Source organism: Flavobacterium sp. (assembly GCF_035195345.1).
GTDB lineage: Bacteria > Bacteroidota > Bacteroidia > Flavobacteriales > Flavobacteriaceae > Flavobacterium.
In genome coordinates, this window is record NZ_CP136574.1 from 1,602,545 (window position 1) to 1,625,469 (window position 22,925).

Annotated in this window: 24 protein-coding genes; 1 reads left to right on the top strand and 23 read right to left on the bottom strand. The window is 32.4% G+C overall.

The window, feature by feature from the left end; genetic code table 11:
• Positions 1-27: 27 nt before the first annotated feature.
• Entirely contained in the window at positions 28-789 is a 762-nt protein-coding gene (locus RSE15_RS07725) for an exodeoxyribonuclease III (protein ID WP_324067234.1), read from the bottom strand.
• Positions 790-985: 196 nt separating this feature from the next.
• Here RSE15_RS07725 and RSE15_RS07730 point away from each other — a divergent pair, with 196 nt between their 5' ends.
• The gene (locus tag RSE15_RS07730) at positions 986-2,776 is read left to right on the top strand and encodes a lysophospholipid acyltransferase family protein (protein ID WP_324067237.1); all 1,791 of its coding nucleotides are present in this window, start codon (positions 986-988) and stop codon (positions 2,774-2,776) included.
• 15 nt (positions 2,777-2,791) lie between these two features.
• On the opposite strand, the gene RSE15_RS07735 is transcribed toward RSE15_RS07730, so the two are convergent.
• The 22 genes from RSE15_RS07735 to RSE15_RS07840 all read right to left on the bottom strand — a co-directional run bounded on the left by RSE15_RS07735 (position 2,792) and on the right by RSE15_RS07840 (position 22,884).
• Complete coding sequence (locus RSE15_RS07735) at positions 2,792-3,223, bottom strand: RDD family protein (RefSeq protein ID WP_324067239.1); 432 nt, start codon at positions 3,221-3,223, stop codon at positions 2,792-2,794.
• 8 nt (positions 3,224-3,231) lie between these two features.
• Complete coding sequence (locus RSE15_RS07740; protein WP_324067241.1) at positions 3,232-4,026, bottom strand: M48 family metallopeptidase; 795 nt, start codon at positions 4,024-4,026, stop codon at positions 3,232-3,234.
• Positions 4,010-4,456, bottom strand: coding sequence for a magnetosome magnetite crystal formation protein family (locus tag RSE15_RS07745; protein ID WP_324067242.1), 447 nt, complete (start codon positions 4,454-4,456; stop codon positions 4,010-4,012). The genes RSE15_RS07740 and RSE15_RS07745 overlap by 17 nt, the downstream gene beginning before the upstream one ends.
• On the bottom strand, positions 4,453-4,866 hold the full coding sequence (locus tag RSE15_RS07750; RefSeq protein WP_324067244.1) for a DUF2752 domain-containing protein: 414 nt from the start codon (positions 4,864-4,866) through the stop codon (positions 4,453-4,455). The genes RSE15_RS07745 and RSE15_RS07750 overlap by 4 nt, the downstream gene beginning before the upstream one ends.
• A 3-nt stretch (positions 4,867-4,869) precedes the next feature.
• Complete coding sequence (locus RSE15_RS07755) at positions 4,870-5,211, bottom strand: TM2 domain-containing protein (protein ID WP_324067246.1); 342 nt, start codon at positions 5,209-5,211, stop codon at positions 4,870-4,872.
• A gap of 117 nt (positions 5,212-5,328) precedes the next feature.
• Positions 5,329-6,279, bottom strand: a complete 951-nt coding sequence (locus RSE15_RS07760; RefSeq protein WP_324067248.1) for a 2-hydroxyacid dehydrogenase — start codon at positions 6,277-6,279, stop codon at positions 5,329-5,331.
• A 75-nt stretch (positions 6,280-6,354) separates the two neighbouring features.
• Positions 6,355-7,593 carry a murein hydrolase activator EnvC family protein gene (locus RSE15_RS07765; RefSeq protein ID WP_324067250.1) on the bottom strand — a complete coding sequence of 413 codons (1,239 nt, stop codon included), beginning with the start codon at positions 7,591-7,593 and terminating at the stop codon, positions 6,355-6,357.
• Between the two features lie 46 nt (positions 7,594-7,639).
• Complete coding sequence (locus RSE15_RS07770; RefSeq protein ID WP_324067252.1) at positions 7,640-8,404, bottom strand: lipoprotein insertase outer membrane protein LolB1; 765 nt, start codon at positions 8,402-8,404, stop codon at positions 7,640-7,642.
• Complete coding sequence (locus tag RSE15_RS07775; protein ID WP_324067254.1) at positions 8,405-9,745, bottom strand: tetratricopeptide repeat protein; 1,341 nt, start codon at positions 9,743-9,745, stop codon at positions 8,405-8,407.
• The gene (locus RSE15_RS07780; RefSeq protein WP_324067256.1) at positions 9,746-10,756 is read right to left on the bottom strand and encodes a sugar phosphate nucleotidyltransferase; all 1,011 of its coding nucleotides are present in this window, start codon (positions 10,754-10,756) and stop codon (positions 9,746-9,748) included. It abuts the gene before it with no gap.
• A 102-nt stretch (positions 10,757-10,858) separates the two neighbouring features.
• Positions 10,859-11,293, bottom strand: a complete 435-nt coding sequence (gene dut, locus RSE15_RS07785; RefSeq protein WP_324067258.1) for a dUTP diphosphatase — start codon at positions 11,291-11,293, stop codon at positions 10,859-10,861.
• 76 nt (positions 11,294-11,369) lie between these two features.
• The gene (locus RSE15_RS07790) at positions 11,370-12,830 is read right to left on the bottom strand and encodes a lipopolysaccharide biosynthesis protein (protein ID WP_324067259.1); all 1,461 of its coding nucleotides are present in this window, start codon (positions 12,828-12,830) and stop codon (positions 11,370-11,372) included.
• 27 nt (positions 12,831-12,857) lie between these two features.
• Positions 12,858-13,310, bottom strand: a complete 453-nt coding sequence (locus RSE15_RS07795; RefSeq protein WP_324067261.1) for a hypothetical protein — start codon at positions 13,308-13,310, stop codon at positions 12,858-12,860.
• 5 nt (positions 13,311-13,315) lie between these two features.
• Positions 13,316-13,741 (bottom strand): GNAT family N-acetyltransferase, encoded by a 426-nt coding sequence (locus RSE15_RS07800; RefSeq protein ID WP_324067263.1) that lies wholly within the window; start codon positions 13,739-13,741, stop codon positions 13,316-13,318.
• A 1-nt stretch (position 13,742) separates the two neighbouring features.
• Positions 13,743-16,085: a S9 family peptidase gene (locus tag RSE15_RS07805; RefSeq protein ID WP_324067265.1), complete on the bottom strand. Its 2,343-nt coding sequence runs from the start codon at positions 16,083-16,085 to the stop codon at positions 13,743-13,745.
• 145 nt (positions 16,086-16,230) lie between these two features.
• Entirely contained in the window at positions 16,231-17,370 is a 1,140-nt protein-coding gene (locus RSE15_RS07810; RefSeq protein WP_324067267.1) for a phospholipase D-like domain-containing protein, read from the bottom strand.
• Entirely contained in the window at positions 17,367-18,590 is a 1,224-nt protein-coding gene (locus RSE15_RS07815) for a DNA cytosine methyltransferase (RefSeq protein WP_324067269.1), read from the bottom strand. The genes RSE15_RS07810 and RSE15_RS07815 overlap by 4 nt, the downstream gene beginning before the upstream one ends.
• A 214-nt stretch (positions 18,591-18,804) precedes the next feature.
• Positions 18,805-19,662 (bottom strand): ATP synthase F1 subunit gamma, encoded by an 858-nt coding sequence (gene atpG, locus RSE15_RS07820; protein WP_133608822.1) that lies wholly within the window; start codon positions 19,660-19,662, stop codon positions 18,805-18,807.
• Positions 19,663-19,738: 76 nt separating this feature from the next.
• Entirely contained in the window at positions 19,739-21,316 is a 1,578-nt protein-coding gene (gene atpA / locus RSE15_RS07825; protein WP_008255651.1) for a F0F1 ATP synthase subunit alpha, read from the bottom strand.
• Between the two features lie 15 nt (positions 21,317-21,331).
• Positions 21,332-21,841, bottom strand: coding sequence for a hypothetical protein (locus RSE15_RS07830; protein WP_324067272.1), 510 nt, complete (start codon positions 21,839-21,841; stop codon positions 21,332-21,334).
• 13 nt (positions 21,842-21,854) lie between these two features.
• Positions 21,855-22,388 carry an ATP synthase F1 subunit delta gene (gene atpH / locus RSE15_RS07835; protein ID WP_324067275.1) on the bottom strand — a complete coding sequence of 178 codons (534 nt, stop codon included), beginning with the start codon at positions 22,386-22,388 and terminating at the stop codon, positions 21,855-21,857.
• Between the two features lie 4 nt (positions 22,389-22,392).
• Positions 22,393-22,884, bottom strand: coding sequence for a F0F1 ATP synthase subunit B (locus RSE15_RS07840; protein ID WP_153207230.1), 492 nt, complete (start codon positions 22,882-22,884; stop codon positions 22,393-22,395).
• Positions 22,885-22,925: the final 41 nt, after the last annotated feature.

Below are 22,925 nucleotides of genomic sequence, written 5' to 3' on the forward strand. Positions count from 1 at the left end.
TTTTGAAATTGATATTGAACTTGTTTTTTATTTTATTTCTACTAAAACCGGACAATGGTCAGAGTGTTTGGCTTCGGGCAAAATTAATGCTCTTTGAATTTTATCTTTCAAAGATTCGGCTGCTAAACAATAATCGATTCTCCATCCTTTATTATTATTTCGAGCATTGGCTCTGTAACTCCACCAACTGTAATTGTGTGGTTCTTTGTTTAAATGACGAAACGTATCTATAAAACCGCCTTTCATAAAACCATCTAACCATGCGCGTTCTTCTGGCAAAAACCCAGAAATTTTTGCATTTCGAATTGGATCGTGAATATCAATAGCTTCATGACAAATATTATAATCACCACAAATTATCAAGTTTGGCACTTCTTTCTTTAATTCATCAATATACAAATGAAATTCTGCCATATATTGAAATTTATAATCTAACCGATCAATATTCGTACCAGAAGGTAAATATAGGCTCATTACCGAAAATTCATCAAAATCGACACGTAAATTTCTCCCTTCAAAATCCATATGGGAAATTCCAGTTCCAAAAATCACGTTTTTAGGCTCAATTTTAGATAGTATAGCTACCCCGCTATATCCTTTTTTTTCGGCTGGAAAATAATATTGGTACGGATATCCCGCTGCTTCAATTTCTATTTTAGGAATTTGATCTTCGGTTGCTTTAATTTCCTGAAGACAAATAACATCTGGATTCGCTTGTTGCAACCACTCTAGAAATCCTTTAGTAATTGCGGCACGAATTCCATTAACGTTGTATGATATAATTTTCATTTACTACTGTAGCTTTTGACCAAATATACTAAAAAGGTTTGTAAAAATAAAAGTTTGGTTTTATTGTTTTTATAATTCTTTAACTATCAGTGTGCTAAAAAATATAACAAAATAGCATTTTTTAATACAAGATGAAAAACGTTGAAAATTCAGCAAATTTCTTATCTTTGTTTCTTGCTCAAAAAATAAATAATAAATGGGTTTAGTTACTGCTAAAGAAGTTGCAAAAGCGATTAACGTTGATAAATACGGGATTTTCGGTACTTTTTCTGGCTGGCTATTAATGAAAGTGCTTAAAATTTCTGCACTAAATAAGTTGTATGACCGACATAAACATTTAAAAGATGTGGAGTTTTTGAATGCAATTTTAGATGATTTGCAGATTAAGTTTGAAATTCCAGAAGAAGATTTAAAGCGATTACCAAAAGATGGCGCTTATATTACCATATCTAATCATCCGCTCGGAGGCGTTGATGGTATTTTGCTATTGAAATTAATGCTAGAAAAAGAGCCTAATTTTCGAATTATAGCTAATTTTTTATTGCATCGTATTGCGCCTTTAAAACCATTTATAATGCCTGTGAATCCTTTTGAAAATCACAAAGATGTGAAATCAAGTGTGATTGGCATTAAAGAAACTTTACGACATTTAAGCGACGGAAAACCTTTAGGAATGTTTCCTGCTGGAGAAGTTTCTACCTATAAAGATGGCAAATTAGTTGTTGACAAACCTTGGGAAGAAGGTGCTATTAAAGTAATTAGAAAAGCACAAGTTCCTGTTATACCTATTTATTTTCATGCTAAGAACAGTAGATTATTTTACTTCTTATCTAAAATTAATGACACTTTAAGAACCGCAAAATTACCAAGTGAACTTCACACTCAAAAAGACCGAGTTATTAAAGTTCGTATTGGAAAACCCATTTCGGTTGCTGAACAAAATGAATATCAAGACATTGAAGCTTATGGTGAGTTTTTAAGAAAAAAAACATACATGCTTTCCAATGCCTTTGAAGAAGAAAGTAAAATTAATTTACCAAAATTAAGTTTACCAAAATCGCCTAAACAAATTGCAAAGCCAGCGAATCATGAACAGATTTTAGAAGAAATGGCTTTTCTGAAAAAAGGGGATTATCGTTTATTGCAAAGTAAAAATTACGAAGTTTTCTTTGTAACGGCTGATAAAATTCCGAACATCTTACATGAAATAGGTCGTTTACGCGAAATTACATTTAGAGAAGTAGGCGAAGGCACTAATGAATCATTAGATTTAGATCCATACGATAAATATTATCATCACATGTTTTTATGGGATGAAGATGCGCAATGCATTGCTGGAGCTTACCGTATGGGATTAGGTTCACATATTTATCCAAAACACGGAATTGATGGTTTCTATTTACATGAATTATTCCGTTTTGAACCAGAGTTGTATGATATGATGAGTAAATCTATCGAAATGGGTAGAGCATTCATCATCAAAGAATACCAACAAAAACCAATGCCTTTGTTCTTGTTATGGAAAGGAATCGTTCACACGACTTTACACTATCCAGAACATAAATACTTGATTGGTGGCGTGAGCATTAGTAATCAGTTTTCTGAATTTTCTAAATCGTTAATGATTGAATTTATGAAGTCACATTATTACGACCCGTATATTGCGCAATATGTACATCCGAAGAAAGAATTTAAAGTAAAACTGAAAGACGCCGATAAAGATTTTGTTTTTAATGAAACTGAATCGGATTTGAATAAATTTGATAAGATAATCGACGAACTAGAACCAGGAACTTTGCGTTTACCAGTTTTAATTAAGAAATACATCAAACAAAACGCAAGAGTGGTTGCTTTTAATGTAGACCCTCTATTTAATAATGCGGTTGACGGATTAATGTATATTCGAATATCAGATATTCCTGAAAGCACCATGAAACCTGTTATGGAAGAGTTTCAAGCAGAATTGGAAAGAAAAGATAAAGGCTAATCGATTGATTAGCCTTTATCTTTTCATTTCAACAACAGTTGTATTTGCAATAATATCTCCCAATCTTTGATTTTTACTTGAAGTCTTTATGGTTAAAATTCCTATAATTCCAAATGGGAACATATCAATTGGATCAAACAAATGTCTTTTAATGGACTGGGTAAAAGTTAGTTCACCATTGCTTGTTGTTAATGATTTTGGCTTTAATTTCATGATGGAATTTCCTAATGTAGCACCGTAAAAAACCTCAGTTAAAACAATAATTACAAACCACATAATAAAAGGAACAATTGCAGCTATTCCTGTAACCGAGACTCCCCCTTCATCATTAGATTCACCAAACGAATAAAGATAAGCAAAGATTAAAGAGTATAAAAGAACATAATCTATTAACCCTGCAACGAATCTTTTTCCGATATTCTTTTTATTTTCTGATTGATTCATCATTTAAATAATTATTCTACATTCTCAACCTTTTCTTTAAAATTTTCCCAAGCTTCTTTGGTTAAAATAGGCTTAGATTTAATTTTCTTCCCTTTTAAATAATTCAAAATAGTTTTTGCTCTTGCCTCTGATTCGGGATGTGTGGAAACCCAATAGGTGTATTTGTGTAATTCATTATCTACTGATAATTCGTAAAGAAAATCAGCAAATGGTCTTGGGTCGATATTGGCGTTCAGGAGATATTTTACACTTTCCATATCAGCTTCAGATTCTAAACTTCTGTCGTAGGCTGATGATGAAAGTGTTTTTAAAATTTCACTTAAAACCGCACCATTTGAACCTGTAGTTACAGATAATAAAACCGAAAGACCTATTTCTTTCGATAGTTTTTTCATCACATGATTACCTTCAATATGCGCAATTTCGTGACCTAAAACACCTAATAATGCTTGTTCATTTTTACAAGCTTTGATTAAACCTGTGTAAACCACTAAATGATTATCGGGCATTGCAAAAGCATTTACTTCATCTTTATCAATAATGTGAACTTTTAAGCTATCTCTTTCGATACCATTTTCTTTGCAAATAGGCAATAACAAGGAATCCAAAGTATTCACAATGGAATCATCAAAGATAACTGTTTCAGTCTCTTCGATTTCATTCCAAATAACTTCGCCAAGTGTTTTTTCGGTTCCTGTTTTAGCTTCTTTGACTCTAAAATGTTTCACAAAATCAATTTGCGACAACAGCATCCAAACACCAAAAAATAGTGCTATAATAACTAATCCTTTACTTAATGCCTTCATTTGTTTTGCAAATTAAATTAGTAACATCTCCAAAAAAGAAGAACTCGGTATGTTGCCCTTTTCTTACTTTAGTTGCGATAATTAATGTAGAGAAGAACTCAATTAAATTAAAAATCACTAACGTAATAATGTAAGCAAAATAGTAATTGGTTGCTATTTCATCATAAAACAAGACAGAAACTGTCCACCAAAAACCAGCACTATTAAAGAAAAACAATCCCAATTGTGAAACCAAGGCTTGTGTACAATGCCATTTCACAAAAGAAGTGCTTTTACGGTTTCCTAGATAAAAGAACACGCTTGCCATTAAATTTAAAATAGGCAATGGTAAACCTCCAATTACGGCTACTAACGACATCAAATAACTATTTGAAGCTCGTTCTAGCTCCGAATCATGGGGTTGATAATTAAATTTTGTAGTTGTAATCATAGATTTTTTTTAATGTTCCAAACCCAATTGGCAATTACTAAAACGATTAGCACCATGGCAACTTTTCGTTTTCTTAGTATCATTTCAATTTTTAAATAAGCGGTATAAAACGATTCCTTTTTTTGAATGAAATCATAGCTAATCCAAACGGGAGCGACTAACATAATTAGTCCAACAAGTATGCCAAAAGGATTAATAAAAATAGCTGAAAGAAAATTTCCGTGTGAAAGTTGCATTACAGCACGTGTAGTTCCGCAAGACGGACAAGGAACAGTGGTTACTTTTTTGAACAAGCAAACGGTAAATTCTTGGTTTTGAATTTCGTGTTCGTGATGCAAAGAAAAAAGCAACCAACTATACCCTATAAAACAAGCAAATAAGATAAATAAATAAAGCTTGTTTCTATGCATTATTTAGAACATAAAAGTTCTGTTGAATAATTCCATGTTTTTCTCTTTGGTAGCACCTTGAATTAAAAACCAATCCACGATAGCCCAAACACCTAAACCACCACAAGTAAGTAGTTTTCCAACTCCCATTCCAGTATCACCAATGTAAAAACGGTCAATTCCGTAAGCACCTGCAAAAATTGAAATTAACAAAGAAGTTGTTGGGTCTTTGAACTGAAGAGTTTGTACCATTGGCCATTTATCATCATCCATTTGTAATAAACGTTCTCTGATAGCATTTAATTGATGACCTTCGAAAAATTTTGCGTTCGCCATCATGAACATGTCTACTTTTTGTGATTCCATTGTAAAATTGTTTGTTTTAGTTGTCTCCTACTCGTAAGGCTTTTCGGATGCGCCATGAAATGCTAATATAAAAAATATTTTCTGTATTAGTCGACAACTAAGTTAAATGTTACAAAATTATTGATAAATCTTACAAATTTTATCTACAATAACTTGGGCTAATTTCTCGTGACTTTCAAACGTCCAACCTGCGATATGTGGGGTTAACAATACATTTTCAGCATTTAATAAATATTTAAAAGCAGTAGGCTTTTCACCTTCAAATAAGGTTTCAAAAGATAATTTTTCGTATTCTAAAACATCTAATCCTGTCCCTAAAATTTTACCTGATTTCAATCCTTCAACCAAATCAGTGGTCACGACTGAATTTCCTCGTGCAGTATTTATAAACCAAAATGGTTTTTTGAATTTATTAATAAAATCGGAATTAATCATTTTATCGGTTTCGGGTGTCCAAGGTGTGTGCAAACTTATAACATCTACTCTTTCTTGAAGTTCGGATAATGAAACTTGAGTTGCATTTTCATTTCCCATATTCGGTAAAATATCATGACATAAAACGGTTACATCAAATCCCCGCAATTTTTTTGCGAATGATTTTCCCATATTTCCATAACCAATAATTCCAACTGTTTTACCTTCCAACTCATGTCCGCGATTGGCTTCGCGCTTCCATTGTCCGGATTTCACTTCGTTATTGGCTTTGTTTAAATTATTAAAAAGTGATAATAACATTCCTATCGCGTGTTCTCCAACTGCATTGGCATTTCCTTCAGGAGCCGCAATTAAATGAATTCCTTTTGCAGTAGCGTAATCGCAATCAATACTTTCTAAACCAGCCCCAACACGTGCTATAAATTGTAGATTTATTGCTTTGTCTAAAAAGGTTTTATCAATTTTGAACCGACTTCTAATAACAATACCGTGGTAGTTTTCAATTTTAGCTTCAACTTCTTGTTTAGAGGAAGTGAAATCAGCTACGTTATGAAAACCAGCTTTCTGAAGCTGTTCCCAAAGTAAGGGATGATTGCTGTCGATGTGCAGTATTTTGATGTGGGCTACATTCATGATTTACAATTGAAGTATAAAAGTACAAGAAATTATGATTCAAAAAAAATGAGGCCGTTTAGACCTCATAGTTTTTTAATTCAACCATAATTCTGGATTGAGATAAGTTGTATTTTGTAACACTGCAAATTTCATGGTGGTACTTCCTGAATTATCAGTGTGAATTGTTCCTAACTTTTGTTTGATATTGACCTTTTGACCTTTAACCACATTAACTGAAGATAGATTCATATAAATGGTAATAAAATCTCCATGTCTAACATAGACCGCTTTCCAATTTCTATTGTTTTCATTTACTTGTATTTGAAATACTTCTCCAGCAAAAACAGCTCTTGCAGAAGAACCTTTCTCAGTTGAAATTTCAATACTACTATTGTGAACGGTTAAATTTTTATGAATAGGGTGTGGTTGATCACCATATTTTTGAAAAATGTTTCCTTTTTCCACTGGCCAAGGTAATTTCCCTTTGTTGGCTTTAAAATTATTAGACTCAATTTTCCCTTCTGGAGTTAACAAGAATTTGGTTGACTCAGCTGTTCCTGCTTTTGGGGCTGGAGAACCTGCTTTAGCGGCATTTCGTTTATTGGCTGCGGCAATCTCAGCAGCAATAATTTGCTTAATTTTTCTTTCTAATTGTTTAGCTTCTTTTTGTTTTTTATCAATTTCTGCCGCTAATTTCTTTTTATCTTTTTGAATCGATTTAACTAAGCGTTCTTGCTCTTGTTTCTCTTTTTCTAACTCTTGCTTTTCTTTTTCCGTTTGAACTAAAACAATTTCTTTTTCCTTTTTACTTTCAGCTAAACGATTTTCAACAACTACTAATTTTTGCTGCTTAATTTTAATTTCTTCCCCTTGCATTTTTCTAAATCCTGCATATTGTTTCATATACTGAATACGTTTGTATGCCTGAAGGAAATTTTCGGAAGATAAAACAAACATAATACGACTTTGTTCGTTTCTACTTTTGTATGATTTTACAATCATTTTTTCGTAATCTTCTTTTAAAACTTTTAATTCTCTATTTAACTTGTTCATTTCTAATTGTGTTAAATAGATTTCGTCGCTTAACAAGCGAGTTTGTTTTGCTGTAGTATTGAGCAATTTCTGTCTTAATTGAATCAGATTTTTTTGCTGATCAATTTGTTTTAAAACTGATTTTTCTTTCTTTTTTTCGGCTTCTAATCGTGACTTATTCTCTGAAATTTCTTTCAGAATTTGCGCCTTACGTTCTTCCAACTTTTGTTGTTCAGAAGGTTGAGCAAAACACATTGAGGTGATAAAAAAGAAGAATATTATTTTAAAAAAATGATTCATGCAAGATAGATTTTTACAAAGGTAGTTTTTTTATGTAAATAAAAAATTAATTGATTTCAACAGCCGAATAACCACTAGGTATTGAAAAAGGATAACTCAGTTTTTCATTAAATGTTGTTTGCTTATATTCAATATCAATTGTTACTTTATCTTTTTGTTCCGCTAAAATATTAATTGTGTTAGGCAAGAACATTCCATTTTCATCTTTAAAAGATGGATAACGAATTTCTAAACTGCGCTTTTTACTTTCTTGGTTAATGGTTTCTTTTTTTAATAAATAATTGGCTCCTTCAAAATAAAATTCTTTAGAAACATCAGAATTTGAAGGCAACGACAATTTGAACATTTTTTCAACCACTACAGAAATCCACTGGTCTTTTGTTAAATCATCAATGGCTTTTCCTAAAAATAGATTCTGTACTTTATTGAAATCTAAATCGGTTCCTAACCAATTACTTAACAAACTGAAATCGCCATCAAAATAAGTGTTATTTAGTTTTTCATAATAACTCACTTTAGTTGGCGTAATCATTGCTTTTGCCATAGGAAGACCTAAAAATTTAATATTAATCCAAATGATTTCATCTTTTTTTATACGAATATCTGCATTCAAAGAGTGCGATTGCTTTTCGTCTTCATATTTAGCATTGGCTCTAATATTCAAAGTAGAGAAATCGTGCTTATTTTGATAATGACCTTTTATGATTTTTGTAACTTCCGTGTTTTCATTTGCTGCAGCAGTGGCAACGGCTTGTTTTGATTTACACCCTATCAAAATAAAGAGCACAAAAGCAGATAGTATTGATTTCATTTATTTTTGTAATTGCTTTAATTTGTTGTTATACAATTCTTTTTTAGCATTATCATTCAAATTTTCGCAACTGATAATTAATTGTTTGTAAAAATTGGCTTCTAATACTTTGTTTTCAATTACAAAATCCAAGCCATTTTCTAAAATGCTTTTCGCTTTCTTAAATTCTTTAAGTTGATTGTATCCTAAACCTGAATAAAAATAAAAATCTGATTGTGTTGGAAACAATTCCAAATAATCATCAGCTCTTCTTGTAACTAATTGATAATCTTGTTTTTGAATCAACGCTTCTAAATATAATTCCATTGCATCTACATCTTCTGGATTCTTTTTAAGTCCTTTCTCAAAATAGTAAACGGTTTTTTCTAAATCGTTCTTATTCCAGAAAAATTTAGCAAGTTCTTTGGCTACGTTGATTTCTCTATCAATATCAAAATAAGGGATTGCTTTGTCAATATCTTTTAAATAGGCTGGATTTTTATAGGCAAAAATGAGAAATTCATTAAAAACGCGGTGTTTGATTTTTAAATCCATTCGGTCATTATCCAAAATTTTAAACATCGATTTTGAGGCATTATCGCCGTCGTTATTGTTTAAATGGAATTTTACTAAACTCACGTGTGCCCAGTCAGAATTTGGAATTTCTTTTTCCAACAGTTTTGCTACTTCAAAGGCTTTATCTTCTTGATTAAAACTCGTATACAAAACAATCAAATCGATGTAATTTTGTTCGACTTTTGGATTCTTTTTAATTGCTTCTTCTAATTGTTCCTTTTGTGGTTTTGAATAGGCGTTGGATTCTTGAATCTTCAATTTATAGAACTCCATAGTACTGGTTAACTTAGATTTAGATTCCATATCTTTTAACAATTGCAATGCTTTTCCGTGTTGATTGGTATTCATAAAAAGCGAAACCAAATCCTCTTTCATGTTCGGATCAAACTCAATTAACTTTTCTACAATGGGAATCGATTTTTGAAAATCTTTGGTTTGATAATATACATCGTACAATCCGTTCCAATACCAACGTTGTTTGTTGTCTAACTCGATTGCTTTTTTGAAAGCACTTTCGGCATCAACATAATTTTTGAGACTTAAGTAATTCTTACCCAATTCATATTGAAATGCCGCATTTTTGGGTTCTTTTTCAATACATTTTTGAATCGACACAATAGCTTTATCGTAATTTTCGATGCCGCGTTGTTTTACAGCTTCGTAAAAATTATTTTCCAATTGGTCGTCCACCAAAGCAATCGCATCGGGATTTTCTTGCGCAAACAATTGATTCCCAAAACTGAAAAGCAGGAACGTAAATAAAACTATGTGTTTTTTCTTTATCATCTATTCTAAAACTGAATAATCACCAATACTAATGCTAGTAAAATTACCATCAAAACTCGCGTGATTCCCAATCATAGCATTATCTAAATTGGCATTTTTGATATGAGCATGCGTTTGAATTAAACTATTTTTTATGGTAGAATCAATCACGTGACATCCTTTTCCTAATGAAACATTTGGACCTACCGTAGCATTAATCAATACTACATCTTCACCTATGTAACATGGAGGAATTATCGTTGAATTTTCTAATTTTACATCATAATCCACTAAATGTTCGCCATCGTTATGTAAAAACCCTAGCATTCTTGTGTTCGTTTCAACAGTAACGTCTTTGTTTCCACAATCCATCCATTCATCTACTTTTCCTGGAACAAACTTCATGCCTTTTGCCATCATTTGTTTGATACCATCGTTAATTTGGTATTCGCCACCATGAATAATGTTATTATCTAAAACCGATTGCAATTCGTTTTTCAACACAGCAACATCTTTGAAATAATAAATTCCAATAACCGCTAAATCCGATACGAATTCTTTTGGTTTCTCCACCAATTCAATAATTTCTCCGTTTGTATTTAAGTTTACCACACCAAAAGCTTCTGGCTGGTCGACTTGTTTTACCCAAATAACACTATCGGCTGAAGTATCCAAATCAAAATCCGCACGAATTAACGTGTCGGCATAAGCGATAACCGCGGGACCACTTAAAGAATCCTTAGCACACATAATGGCATGACCTGTTCCTAAAGCCTCGTTTTGATAATAAATGGTTCCTTTTGCGCCTAATTTCTGAGCAATCGCAATTAAATCATCTTCTACTTTTTTACCAAAACTTTCATGAATAATAAACGCAACTTCGTCTATTTTCTGATTTAAAACACCAGCAATGTCTTCCACTAATCGGTGAACGATTGGCTTTCCTGCTACTGGAATTAATGGTTTTGGAATGGTTAAAGTGTGTGGGCGAAGGCGTGAACCACGACCTGCCATTGGTACAATTATTTTCATGTTTTATATTTTAAACGCAAAGCTCGCAAAGGTGTTTCACAAAGTTTGCTAAGATTATATTTTGATATTTTTTCTGAACACTTTATACTGAACACTGAACACTTATTTTACTCCCGTACTACCAAAACCGCCTTCTCCTCTTGAAGTTTCTGATAATTCGGTTACTTCAATCCATTCTGCTCGTTCGTGCTTGGCGATGATTAATTGGGCAATGCGTTCTCCGTTTTCGATTACGAAATCTTCATTGGATAAATTTACTAAAATAACCCCGATTTCTCCACGGTAATCGGCATCAACTGTTCCTGGTGAATTTAAAACGGTGATTCCTTTTTTGGCTGCTAAACCACTTCTTGGCCTAACTTGTGCCTCATAACCAATTGGTAATTCAATAAAAAGTCCCGTTTTTACAATGGTTCTTTCTAATGATTTTAATGTAATAGGTTCTGAAATATTCGCACGTAAATCCATTCCAGCCGAAGCGATGGTTTCGTAGTTTGGTAACGCGTGATTTGATTTATTGATGATTTTAATTTGCATTTTTAATTCTATTTTTTTTTGGAATACAGATTTTAGAAATTGGAGAAATCCTAACTAAATCTATAATTCAAAGTTATTATTTTCTTCTGATAATCGTTAAAATAGTTTCCTTTTCGTTTCGGTACACAAAGTAAGCAAAAAACAAGATAGCTGCAATTCCGAATATATAGGTTTCTCTAAATATTTCAATATAAAAAGACAATCCTGATAAAACTATTGCCAAACCTAAATAAGTAAAAATCGATTTCTTATCGTATGGAATTGGATATTTTTTTTGTCCCATATAGTACGAAATCAACATCATGGTTCCGTAAGCCAAAATGGTTGCAATTGCAGAACCCATGTAACTTATGATTGGAATTAAAAGCAAGTTTAAAACTAAAGTTACTATTGCTCCTACTATTGAAATATAAGCGCCAATTCGAGTTTTGTCGATTAATTTGTACCAAACCGATAAATTAGTGTAAATACCTAAAAAGAAATTCGCCAACACAATTAAAGGCACCACATCCATCGCATCCCAGTAAATAGCTTTTGGTACTAAAATTAATTTTAAAACATCTGCAAAAACAATCACTCCCAAACAAATAAACGAACCGAAAATGACAAAATATTTGGTAATTGTAGCATAGGTTTGTGGTGCATTTTCATTATTGGCATGACTAAAGAAAAAGGGTTCAATTCCTAGAGAATACGCTGTGCGAAATAACACCATAAACATTCCGATTTTATAACAAGCGGAATAGGCTCCAATATCTGCCATGTCAACATCCATCCAATCCAATAAAATTTTATCAAAATGTTCGTTGATAGCAAAGGCGATTCCAGCCACTAAAATAGGCAAACCGTAGTGCATCATTTTCTTCCACAAATCAGCATCAAATTGCCATTTTATTTTGAAATAATCAGGTAAAACAAAAATTAAAGTGACCAAACTAGCAATTAAATTGGATACAAAAATATAGCCAATTTGAAAATCATCATGATAAATAGTTTGAATGAAAGAATTTGAAGATTCAGTAGCAATATCGGGTAGCAGAATCAAAAAGAAAACATTCAAGACCAAATTAATCAATACATTTGAAATCTTAATTACAGCATATTTTATTGGACGACCTTCTGCTCTAATTTTAGAAAAAGGTATTATCGCTAAGGCATCAAAAGCTAAAATCCAAATAGTAAAAACGATATATTCTACATTAATTTCTGACCAAAGTGCTAGATTTTTTCTAAAAAGTAGAAATAACGCTAAAAACCCAATGGTAGACCAAAAAATTGAAACCGTTGCTGTTGAAACTACATTTTTTTTATCACTTTCCGAATTATAAAATCGGAAAAAAGCTGTTTCCATTCCGTAAGATAAAATGACGTTGAAGAACACCAAATAGGAAAAAATCACAGAAACCTCGCCCATTTTTTCCTTATCGGTAAGATAATAGACAAAAATTGGATTCAGAATAAAACTAATTATTCTAGGCAAAACTGTTGCTATGCCATAAATCGCTGTTTGTTTAAAAAGACTTTTATAAAGACTCATTTATAATTTTTAGAATAACAAATGTAATTAATTCTTTGGTTTTGCCGAAGGATAAAGTAACATTGGTCTTTCTTTTACTTCTTTAATAGTTTGACGGATTTCTTTGCCGTTTTTTGAGAAAATTAAGATGGCTTCATTTTCGGCTAATGTTAAGGCATTTTTAGGACTGGTGTAAATTTGAGAATCATCACCTTCAAATTTTTGTTGATTGCCAGACGTTTTAATCATTGCCTGAAAATGCAAATTATCTTGTTTTTCAAAAGACACTTCATATCCTCTAAAAATTACTTTTTTCAATTCGACGTTTGATGGTAATTCTGATTTCAATTCAAGGTAAAAATTAATTCCACTTCCTCCACCTCGCACTCCAGCAACCCAAGTTTCATATGAAGCCACAATCGCTGATTCTTTGATTATTTTATCCTGACTAGAACAACTAGTGACTAAAATCAAGAATAGTAACGATACATAGTTTTTCATAATCTCTATTTTAAATATTTCACAAAATGAAATCCTTTGGGGACAAAACCATGATTCATGTAGAATTTTTGAGCGCCAAAATTGGTCGTATACGCATCTAAGGCAATCATGTTACAATCTTCATCGATGGCTTTTTGATTGAGATATTCGGTCATGATGCTGCCAATTCCTTTGGAACGAAAATCCTCGTGAACCACCACATTGTCTAATTCTAAATATTTGCCAGACCACAATTTAGTTCCAATCCAAAATCCAGCTAAACCCATTGTTATTCCGTTTTCTACTATAATTAATTGTTTGTAATTGTGCGGAATCATTTTGTCTAACAAATCGCCATAAATTTGAAGTGTATAATCGGGATATAATTGTTGGATGATGGATAATTGCTCCAACATTTCGGCTTTTGTTCCTAATTCGAGTAACTGTGGCATTTTATTTTTGTAATAGATTTTCGTTGAATAAGTCTAAAATTCTTCTGTATTCGTCAACCCAAGAATACGTTCTTGTAAATCCGTGGGCTTCTACTGGAAATACGGCTAAATCCCAGTCTTTTTTACCCAATTCGATAAATCGTTGCGTTAATCGAACAATGTCTTGGAATTGCACGTTGTCGTCTACCATTCCGTGTAACATCAGCAACTTGTCTTGTAAATTATTCGCAAAATAAATCGGTGAACTTTTCTTGTACGCTTCTGGATCAGTTTCTGGGAAATTCAAAATGTTTGAGGTGTAACCGTGATTGTAATGCGCCCAATCGGTAACTGAACGTAACGCTGCTCCTGCTTTGAATTCCCCTGGTTCTGTTAACAAAGCCATTAACGTGATGAATCCACCATACGAACCGCCGTAAATTCCAACACGATTCGCGTCAATTCCTGCTTTTTCTACTAAATATTTCTTTCCATCCAATTGATCCGATAAATCTTTTCCACCCATGTGACGGTAAATTCCCGTTCTAAAATCACGTCCGTAACCATCACTGGCTCTGTAATCGATATCTAAAACGGTATAGCCTAAATCGGTAAGTAAATTGTGAAACATGAATTCTCTGTGATACGTGCTCCAATAATTGTGAGCATTTTGCAAATATCCAGCACCGTGTACAAAAATGACTGCCGCTTTGTTCTTGTTTTCTACTTTTGGTTGGTACAAACGTGCGTAGACTGTCGTTCCGTCTTCTGCTTTAAATGTGATAACTTCTGGTGTTTTCCAATTGTATTTTTTGAATTCTGGCGTAGTTGAAAAGGTAATTTGTTTCAAATCTGCATTCGGTTTGTTAGCACCCACATACAATTCCCAAGGTTTGTTTTTATACGAATAGCGTACCAAAAGTGTTTGTTCATCTGGAGATAATTCCACTTCATAATTACCATCATTCGTTAAAATTCCGGTCATTTTTTTAGAAGCGATGTCTAATTTATAAAAACTTCTGTTGCCTGGATGTGTTGTGGTGGTTGTGATGTAAAACGATTTGGTATCATTCGATAATTGAACATTTCGAACTTCCCAATTACCTTTTGTTACTGCTTCTTTTTTCTTGGTTTTTAAATTGTACGTGTACAAGTGTGAAAAACCAGTAGCTTCCGATTGAAAATAAATAGTGGAATTATCAATAAAACCTAATGTTCCGCTACTAAAACTATAGCCTGGAATTCCAGGTCCGCCAATCCATGCTTCGTCGTGTTGGTGATCTAATTCGGTGATTTTTCCTGAAACTAAATCCAATTGCACCATCCAACGGTGTTTGTTGTCTTGACTTCTGATTTCCAACACAGCATTTTTTCCGTCTTTGCTATACACTGGACTTTGCATTACTATTGCTGTTTCGTAATCCGATTTATCTTTTAGATTTTCGTAGTCTTGGTAGTATTTTGGCGCTTCTTTGATGCCCGATAAATTAGAAAATGAAACGTAATACGTAGTATCTTTTTCTACATTGAAAATTCCGAATTTATGCTTACTGAAACCCTCTACCGAAACTTTTGCGCGTGCTTTTTTGCTTTGAGTAAACCCATCATCGCTGATGAAATGCTCTATATTGGTCGAAGCTTGCGTTGGATAATCTGAAGTTCGAAACGTTACAAATTTTCCATCAGGCGATGCTTTTACTTGTTCTAACGATGATTTATCATAGAAAATTTCTTTTGGAAACTTCTCTTTATTGGTTTTAGATTGCGCTTCATTCCATTCATCTGCTTTTGCTTCATCACGAACAAATTGAAACAATTCTTTTTGTTGGTTTTTCAAGAACGAATCTTCTTCTTTTGATGATTTACTTTCTTTTCCTGATTTAAAATTAGTTAACTGAATGATGGTGAAATCTTTCAAATTCAATTGAAAAACATTTCTATTTTGCTGAAAAAAGAGAATTTCTGGATTGTTACTTCTTTGAACAGAAACTATTCGGTCTGCTAATTGAATGACTTTCTTAATCTTTTTTGTGGATTTGGTATACGCATACAAAACGCCTTGATTGGTATAATACACAACATCATAATCTTTCTGTGTTGCCATAAAATCCAAATCATAAATAGGATTTGAAGTCGTTACTTTTTGAGGCGATTTACTCGATTTGTTCCAAAAATACGTGCTGTTATCGATTTCGTTATTCGGGTTCCAATCAAATAAAACGGTTTGCCCATCGATAGACCAACGGTGGTTTTCGGGTTGGTGCCCGATGAATTCGTCACCTTTCATGATGTCTTCTAAACGAAGATTTTGAGCATTACCAAAAAATGTGAAAAGTAGTAAGAAGAAACAGCAATATTTTTTCATTGGAAAATAGTTTGTTACTTACAAATATACCAATAAAAATAAATGAGGGAAAAAAGGTTTTGTTAAATGAATTTGTGGCTTTGAGAATTTGTTTGTGGGGGAGGAATGTGATTTTGGGCTAGTTAGGGTTTAATGTGGGTGTACTTTATTCGGTTTCTTTATTAAATTCGTTGTAAGTATTTGTTTTCATAATGTCAATTTTAAAATCTCCATTATTATCTTTCATAATAATTACGCTGTCAAAACCTAATTTATCCAATTTTTCCATTGTTGCAAGCTCACCTTCTTTAAGTTGTAGAACTTTACGCAAAAGCCAATCTGACAATGCTTTGTTGGGATTTGTCATTAATGCTTTTGAATTTTCTTGACAAACTTTTGCAGAAAAAATATCTCCTGTTGGAATTTGTAAATTGAAAATCTCATCTCTTTGCGGAAAGAAATTTGGATATTTTCTGTGCAATTCCGCAGGAATTGGAATATAAATTTCTCCAAAATCTCTTTTTCTTCCGTTTGCATTCCATTGATTTAAACCACTCCGTTCAAAAATAAATTTCTCTTTTTTCTGAATACCATAAAGTGGCAAAACCACATAATTTTCGCCTTTTACAAGTTTATCAGTTGCAGTTTTTAAATCTTTGTTTTCCTCGAACAATTCAAGAAGCAAAGAATATGGGTCTTCAATAATATCAATTGGTAATCTAAATGCATTTTGCGGAATAATGAACTTTCTAAAAAGTGTACTTTTTGAATAATTGAAAGAATAGAAATTATTTCCATCTTCAAATTGTAAACTCGCTTTATTATCTTTTACAGAATGAATATTTGCAATATCAATTGTATTATAGTCTGTTTCATAAAGCAAAAGTTCATTTTCTTTTCGTGCTACAATATGATAAAGTGAACTTTCGATGTTGTAAAGTCTGTTTGCCAAATTAATTCTATCGTTTCTAAATTCGCCTAATTTTATAGCAAGTTCTTTGCCTTTAAACTCTGCTAAAACTCTAGAAAGTGAATTAAATTCTGCAACTTTTTCAGTGCTGTTATTCGTGTTACAAGTAAAAGTTTTCAAACCAACACCAATAGAATTATAATTTGCATCAAAAGCAGTATCAGAACGTGATAAATTTCCTGCATCAAAACTTCTACAAAAAATATTTTCAGCAACACGATAATTAATGAAAGGTATTGCGCTTTCACTGAACAACCCTGAAAGCTTTGAAACTGCGGAAAGCAATTTCAAATAATTTCCGTTTCTTTCTATGTCAATTTCTGCAAACGATTTCATAAAACTTCAATAATTTGATTTGCAATTCTTTCAATTAAAGTTGTCGTTACAGAATTTCCAGCTTGCATATAAAGTTTACTGTTTGCTAAGTTTGGTAAAATATAATTTTCGGGATAACCCTGAAACAAAAAACATTCTTTTGGCGTCAATTTTCTAATTCCAAAATCATCTTTTATCAATGGAACATTATGTCCACCAGTTCCCATATTAGCTGTCAAAGTAGGACAAACATTGCTTTTGTTCTCTCTTGCGTAAACTCTACGCCATTGATAAACAGTGTCTTTTGATGTCAATGCTTTTTTCAGTTCAGGATAATATTGATGGTCCTTTTGATAATATAAATTATCAGCTTGTTTCCCTTTTTCCAAAATGTCGTGAATAGTTTTAGTTAATTTAATTTCCGAAGGAAATTTAAAATCAGCATAATTTTTAACTTGATTTGGGTCAAACGCAACTATAAAAATCCTTTCACGATTTTGAGGAATATTTGCGTATGTCATTGAGTTTAAAATTTTTGTAAAAACTTTGTAACCCAATTTATCTTCCAAAACTGAAATTATAGTTTTAAATGTATTCCCATTATCATGAGAAACTAAATTTTTTACATTTTCAAGAAATACAACTTTTGGTCTGTGTTTTTCAATAATTTGTTCAATGTCAAAAAATAAAGTCCCTCTTGTATCAGCAAAACCTTTGCGATTTCCTGCAATTGAAAATGCTTGACAAGGAAAACCTGCGCACAAAACATCGAATTCTTGTGGAATATAATTTTTAACTCTTTCTTTTGTAATATCACCAAATGGAATTTCTCCAAAATTTTCTCTGTAAGTTTTTTGAGCTGCTGTTTCCCATTCGCTTGTAAATACACATTTTCCGCCAACATTTTGCAATGCTAATCTAAAACCGCCAATTCCCGCAAATAAATCAATGAATTTGAAGCTATAATTTTCTGGCGTTGGAAACGGTACATTTTCAACTTCAAACAAAAGTTGTTGCAAAGCGTCTTCTTCAACAATCGGAAGTTCAGTTTCTTCTTGTTTATATTCTATAAAATTTTTTAGAGTTGAAATTGCATCTTTTTCGTAATGCATTTTTACGCCATTTCTATAATTATGTAGATAATGTGTCAAAACAGCTTTCTCTTCAATGCCTTCAACAAGTCTAATTTGATAGCTTTTCCCATCAAATTCATTAATACTTATTGTCTGTTTTAAACTCATTTATTTTGTCTATTAAAAATTTGTGTGCAAGTTACAAAAAAATGGTTGAATTTTTTACTGTCGAGTTTATAGGTACTTTCAGTCGCAATGCCTAACGTGTCACGCCACTCACTCACAAATCCTTTCCTGTGGTTCTATAATTTAAATTACTCAAAAATATAAAACAAAAAAGTCTCGAATAAATCGAGACTTTTTATAAATATGTGTATTAAAACTAGCTTTTCAAAGCCTCTGCTCCACCAACGATTTCTAAGATTTCGTTTGTAATTGCTGCTTGACGCGCTTTGTTGTAAGTTAATTTTAATTGGTCTCTTAATTCTGTAGCGTTATCGGTTGCTTTATGCATTGCTGTCATACGCGCTCCGTGTTCTGCTGCAAATGAATCTCTAATTGATTTGTATAATTGTGTTTTTAATGATTTTGGAATCAATGTCAACACAATTTCTTCTTTAGATGGTTCAAAAATATAATCAGAAGCTACTACTTCGCCACCAACGATTGGAGCTAAAGGTAAAAACTGTTGTGTTCTTACAATTTGAGTCGCAGCATTTTTAAATTCGTTGTAAACGATTTCGATTTTATCGTAATCACCTGCCACAAATTTATCCATTAATTGTTGTGCAATATCAGAAGCATTTTCGAAAGTTAATTTGTCAAAAATAACATTGTTAACTTCGATTACGTTGTTTGTTTTACGCAAAACGTCGTTTCCTTTTTTACCAATAGCAAAAATATCTACTTGTTTTCCTGCATATGTATCAGCAACTGCTTTTGCTTGTTTAATTACATTCGTATTAAACGCACCACACAAACCTCTGTTTGAAGTAATTGCAACGATAAGTACTTTATTTACTTCTCTTTGAGCTGTAAAAGCACCACCAACTTCTCCTTCAAGAGTTGCACTTAAGTTTTGTAATAGCTCAGTAAGTTTTTCTGCATACGGACGCATTGCTGTAATAGCATCTTGCGCTTTTTTTAATTTTGCAGCAGAAACCATTTTCATCGCCGATGTAATTTGCATCGTAGATGAAACAGAAGTAATCCTATTACGTATTTCCTTTAAGTTTGCCATTTTGTTAATTTGTCAATGTGCCAATTTATCAATGTGCCAATTAATTGTCTAATTGACACATTGTCTAATTGACTAATTAATTATATTTTGCTGAAATTTCTTTCGCTACTTTTTCTAAAACGTCAGTGATAGCGTCATCAAACTTACCTGCTTTAAGTGCGTCTAATGTATCTCTGTGTTTAGCGTTTAAGTATTCTAAGAAATCCTTTTCAAATTCTTTTACTTTTACAACTGGTACATTTCTTAACAAGTTTTTAGAACCTGCATAAATGATAGCCACCTGATCTTCTACTGTAAAAGGTGAGTTTAAACCTTGTTTTAAGATTTCAACGTTTCTTTTTCCTTTTTCAATAACGTTTAAAGTAACCGCATCTAAGTCAGAACCAAATTTCGCGAAAGCTTCTAATTCACGGAATTGTGCTTGGTCTAATTTTAAAGTACCTGATACTTTTTTCATTGATTTAATCTGTGCATTACCACCCACACGAGATACAGAAATACCTACGTTAATTGCAGGACGAACTCCAGAGTTGAATAAATCACCATCTAAGAAAATCTGTCCGTCAGTAATCGAAATTACGTTTGTTGGGATATATGCAGATACGTCACCCGCTTGAGTTTCGATAATTGGTAATGCTGTTAACGAACCACCACCTTTAACGATTCCTTTGATAGAATCTGGTAAGTCATTCATGTTTTTAGCAATTTCGTCGTTGTTAATTACTTTACAAGCTCTTTCTAATAAACGAGAGTGTAAGTAGAAAACGTCTCCAGGGTAAGCCTCACGTCCTGGTGGTCTTCTTAATAATAAAGATACCTCACGATACGCTACTGCTTGTTTAGATAAATCATCATAAACAATTAAAGCTGGACGACCAGAATCTCTAAAATACTCACCAATTGCAGCACCTGCCATAGGAGCATATACTTGCATTGGAGCTGGATCAGAAGCGTTTGCAGCAACAATAACGGTATAAGCCATTGCACCTTTTTCTTCTAACATTTTTGCGATTCCTGCTACAGTTGAAGCTTTTTGCCCAATTGCAACATATATACAGAATACAGGTTTTCCTGCATCGTAAAATTCTTTTTGATTTAAGATGGTATCAATACAAACTGTTGATTTACCAGTTTGACGGTCACCAATAACCAACTCACGTTGACCTCTACCTACTGGAATCATCGCATCAACTGCTTTTACTCCTGTTTGTAATGGTTCAGTTACGGGTTGACGGAAGATAACTCCAGGAGCTTTTCTTTCTAATGGCATCTCGTATAACTCACCACCGATTGGACCTTTACCATCAATTGGGTTACCTAAAGTATCTACAACACGACCTACCATTTGCTCTCCTACTTTAAGAGAAGCAATACGTTGTGTTCTTTTTACTGTAGAACCTTCTTTGATTCCTGTTGATGGTCCTAAAAGTACCACCCCAACATTGTCTTCTTCTAAGTTCAATACAATCGCCTCTAATCCGTTTTCGAATTGTACTAACTCTCCGTATTGAGCGTTTGATAATCCGTAAACACGAGCGATACCGTCTCCAACTTGAAGTACTGTTCCAACTTCTTCTAACGATGCACCAGATTCAAAACCTGATAACTGTTGTTTTAATATTGCTGATATTTCAGCAGGTTTAATTTCAGCCATAATTATATATAATTATTATCCTCCTATATTAATATTTATGCCAGATTTCTTTGGCTCTTGATTATTATTGATAATAATGGTTTGACCATTATTTGATTTATTTAATCTATCTGAAAATTCAGTTCCATACTTTTCAATAAGCAAATTAACTTTTTCTTCATTTAAAGTTTGATCTTCATTAATTACTTTAGATTTATAAAGTAATTCAACAATTGATTTAGAAGATTTTTTTAATTCAATTTTTTTGTTCAAACCTAAAAAAGAAACTTCCCAATAAACTAAATCTCCATCCGGGTTTGATGGTATTCTTGCTTCAACCCCAGAAACGCGAATCACTTTTATAAAAATAATTTCGTCTCCATTAGTGGTATTTACAAGCGAACAAAAGGAATCAAATCCACCACAACCATCATATTTTAACCATGTGCTACCATCTACAATTACTTCTTGGTTCTTAAATTTAAACTTTTGAGAGTAACTTAAAACAGAAAATAACATCAAAAAGAATAGTAAAACTTTTTTCATTTGACAAAAATAATTAATTACTAAACTCTCTTTTTAAATTTTGCAGTCTGCTTGACACAGATGCATTGTATTGTTTGTCGCCCATTCTTAAAATAAATCCACCAATGATAGCAGGATCTACAATATTTTGAATGGTAATATTTTTATTTGAAAACGATGCAATTTTTGCCAATACTTTAGATTCTAACTCTGGAGTAATTGGGAAAGCGGTAGTTACCTTTGCAATCTCAATTCCGTTAAGTTCATCGTATAAAGCATTGAACTGTAAAGCAACATCGTTTAATAATTCAAATCTTTTGTTTACTAAAAGCAATTGAAATAATCCTTTTGTCTCTTTTTGAGCAGAAGCAAAAATTTCGTTTAAAGAAGAAAATTTAATTTCACCTTTAACAATTGGACTTTGCAAGAAATCTTTTAATTCAGCGCTGTCTTTAATTGCGTTAACAATTGAAGTCATATCAGAATTTACAGCTTGTGTGCTGTTGTTCACTTGGGCAATGTCCAAAATGGCTTTAGCGTATCGAATTGCTGCTCTAGTTCCTGCCATGATATTAATTTAATTTAGCGTCACCTAACATTTTCTCAACCAATTTAGTTTGAGCTTCTTTGTTAGATAATTCTCCTTTTAATAATGTCTCAGCAATTTCTAATGACAAAGAAGAAACTTGATTTTTCAATTCTGCCATAGCTGCATTTTTCTCACTTTCGATTGAAGCTTTTGCCGATTCAATCATTTTTTCGCCTTGAGCTTGCGCTTCAGATTTAGCATCAGCAATCATTTTTTCTTTGATTTCTCTTGCTTCTTTCATCATCAAGTCTCTTTCAGCTCTTGCTTCAGCTAATAATTTTTCATTATCAGACTTCAAGTTTAACATATCTTTTTTAGCATTTTCAGCTGCTAATAAAGCGTTGTTAATAGAGTCTTCTCTTCCTTTAACTGCTCCTAAAATAGGTTTCCATGCAAATTTTCTCATTAAAAGAAAAAATACAACGAAAATTAAGGTTGTCCAAAATACTAAGCTTTCTGGTGAAGTAAAGTTCATATATCTATATTGTTAATTTAGTTTCTTAATAAAAACTTCTT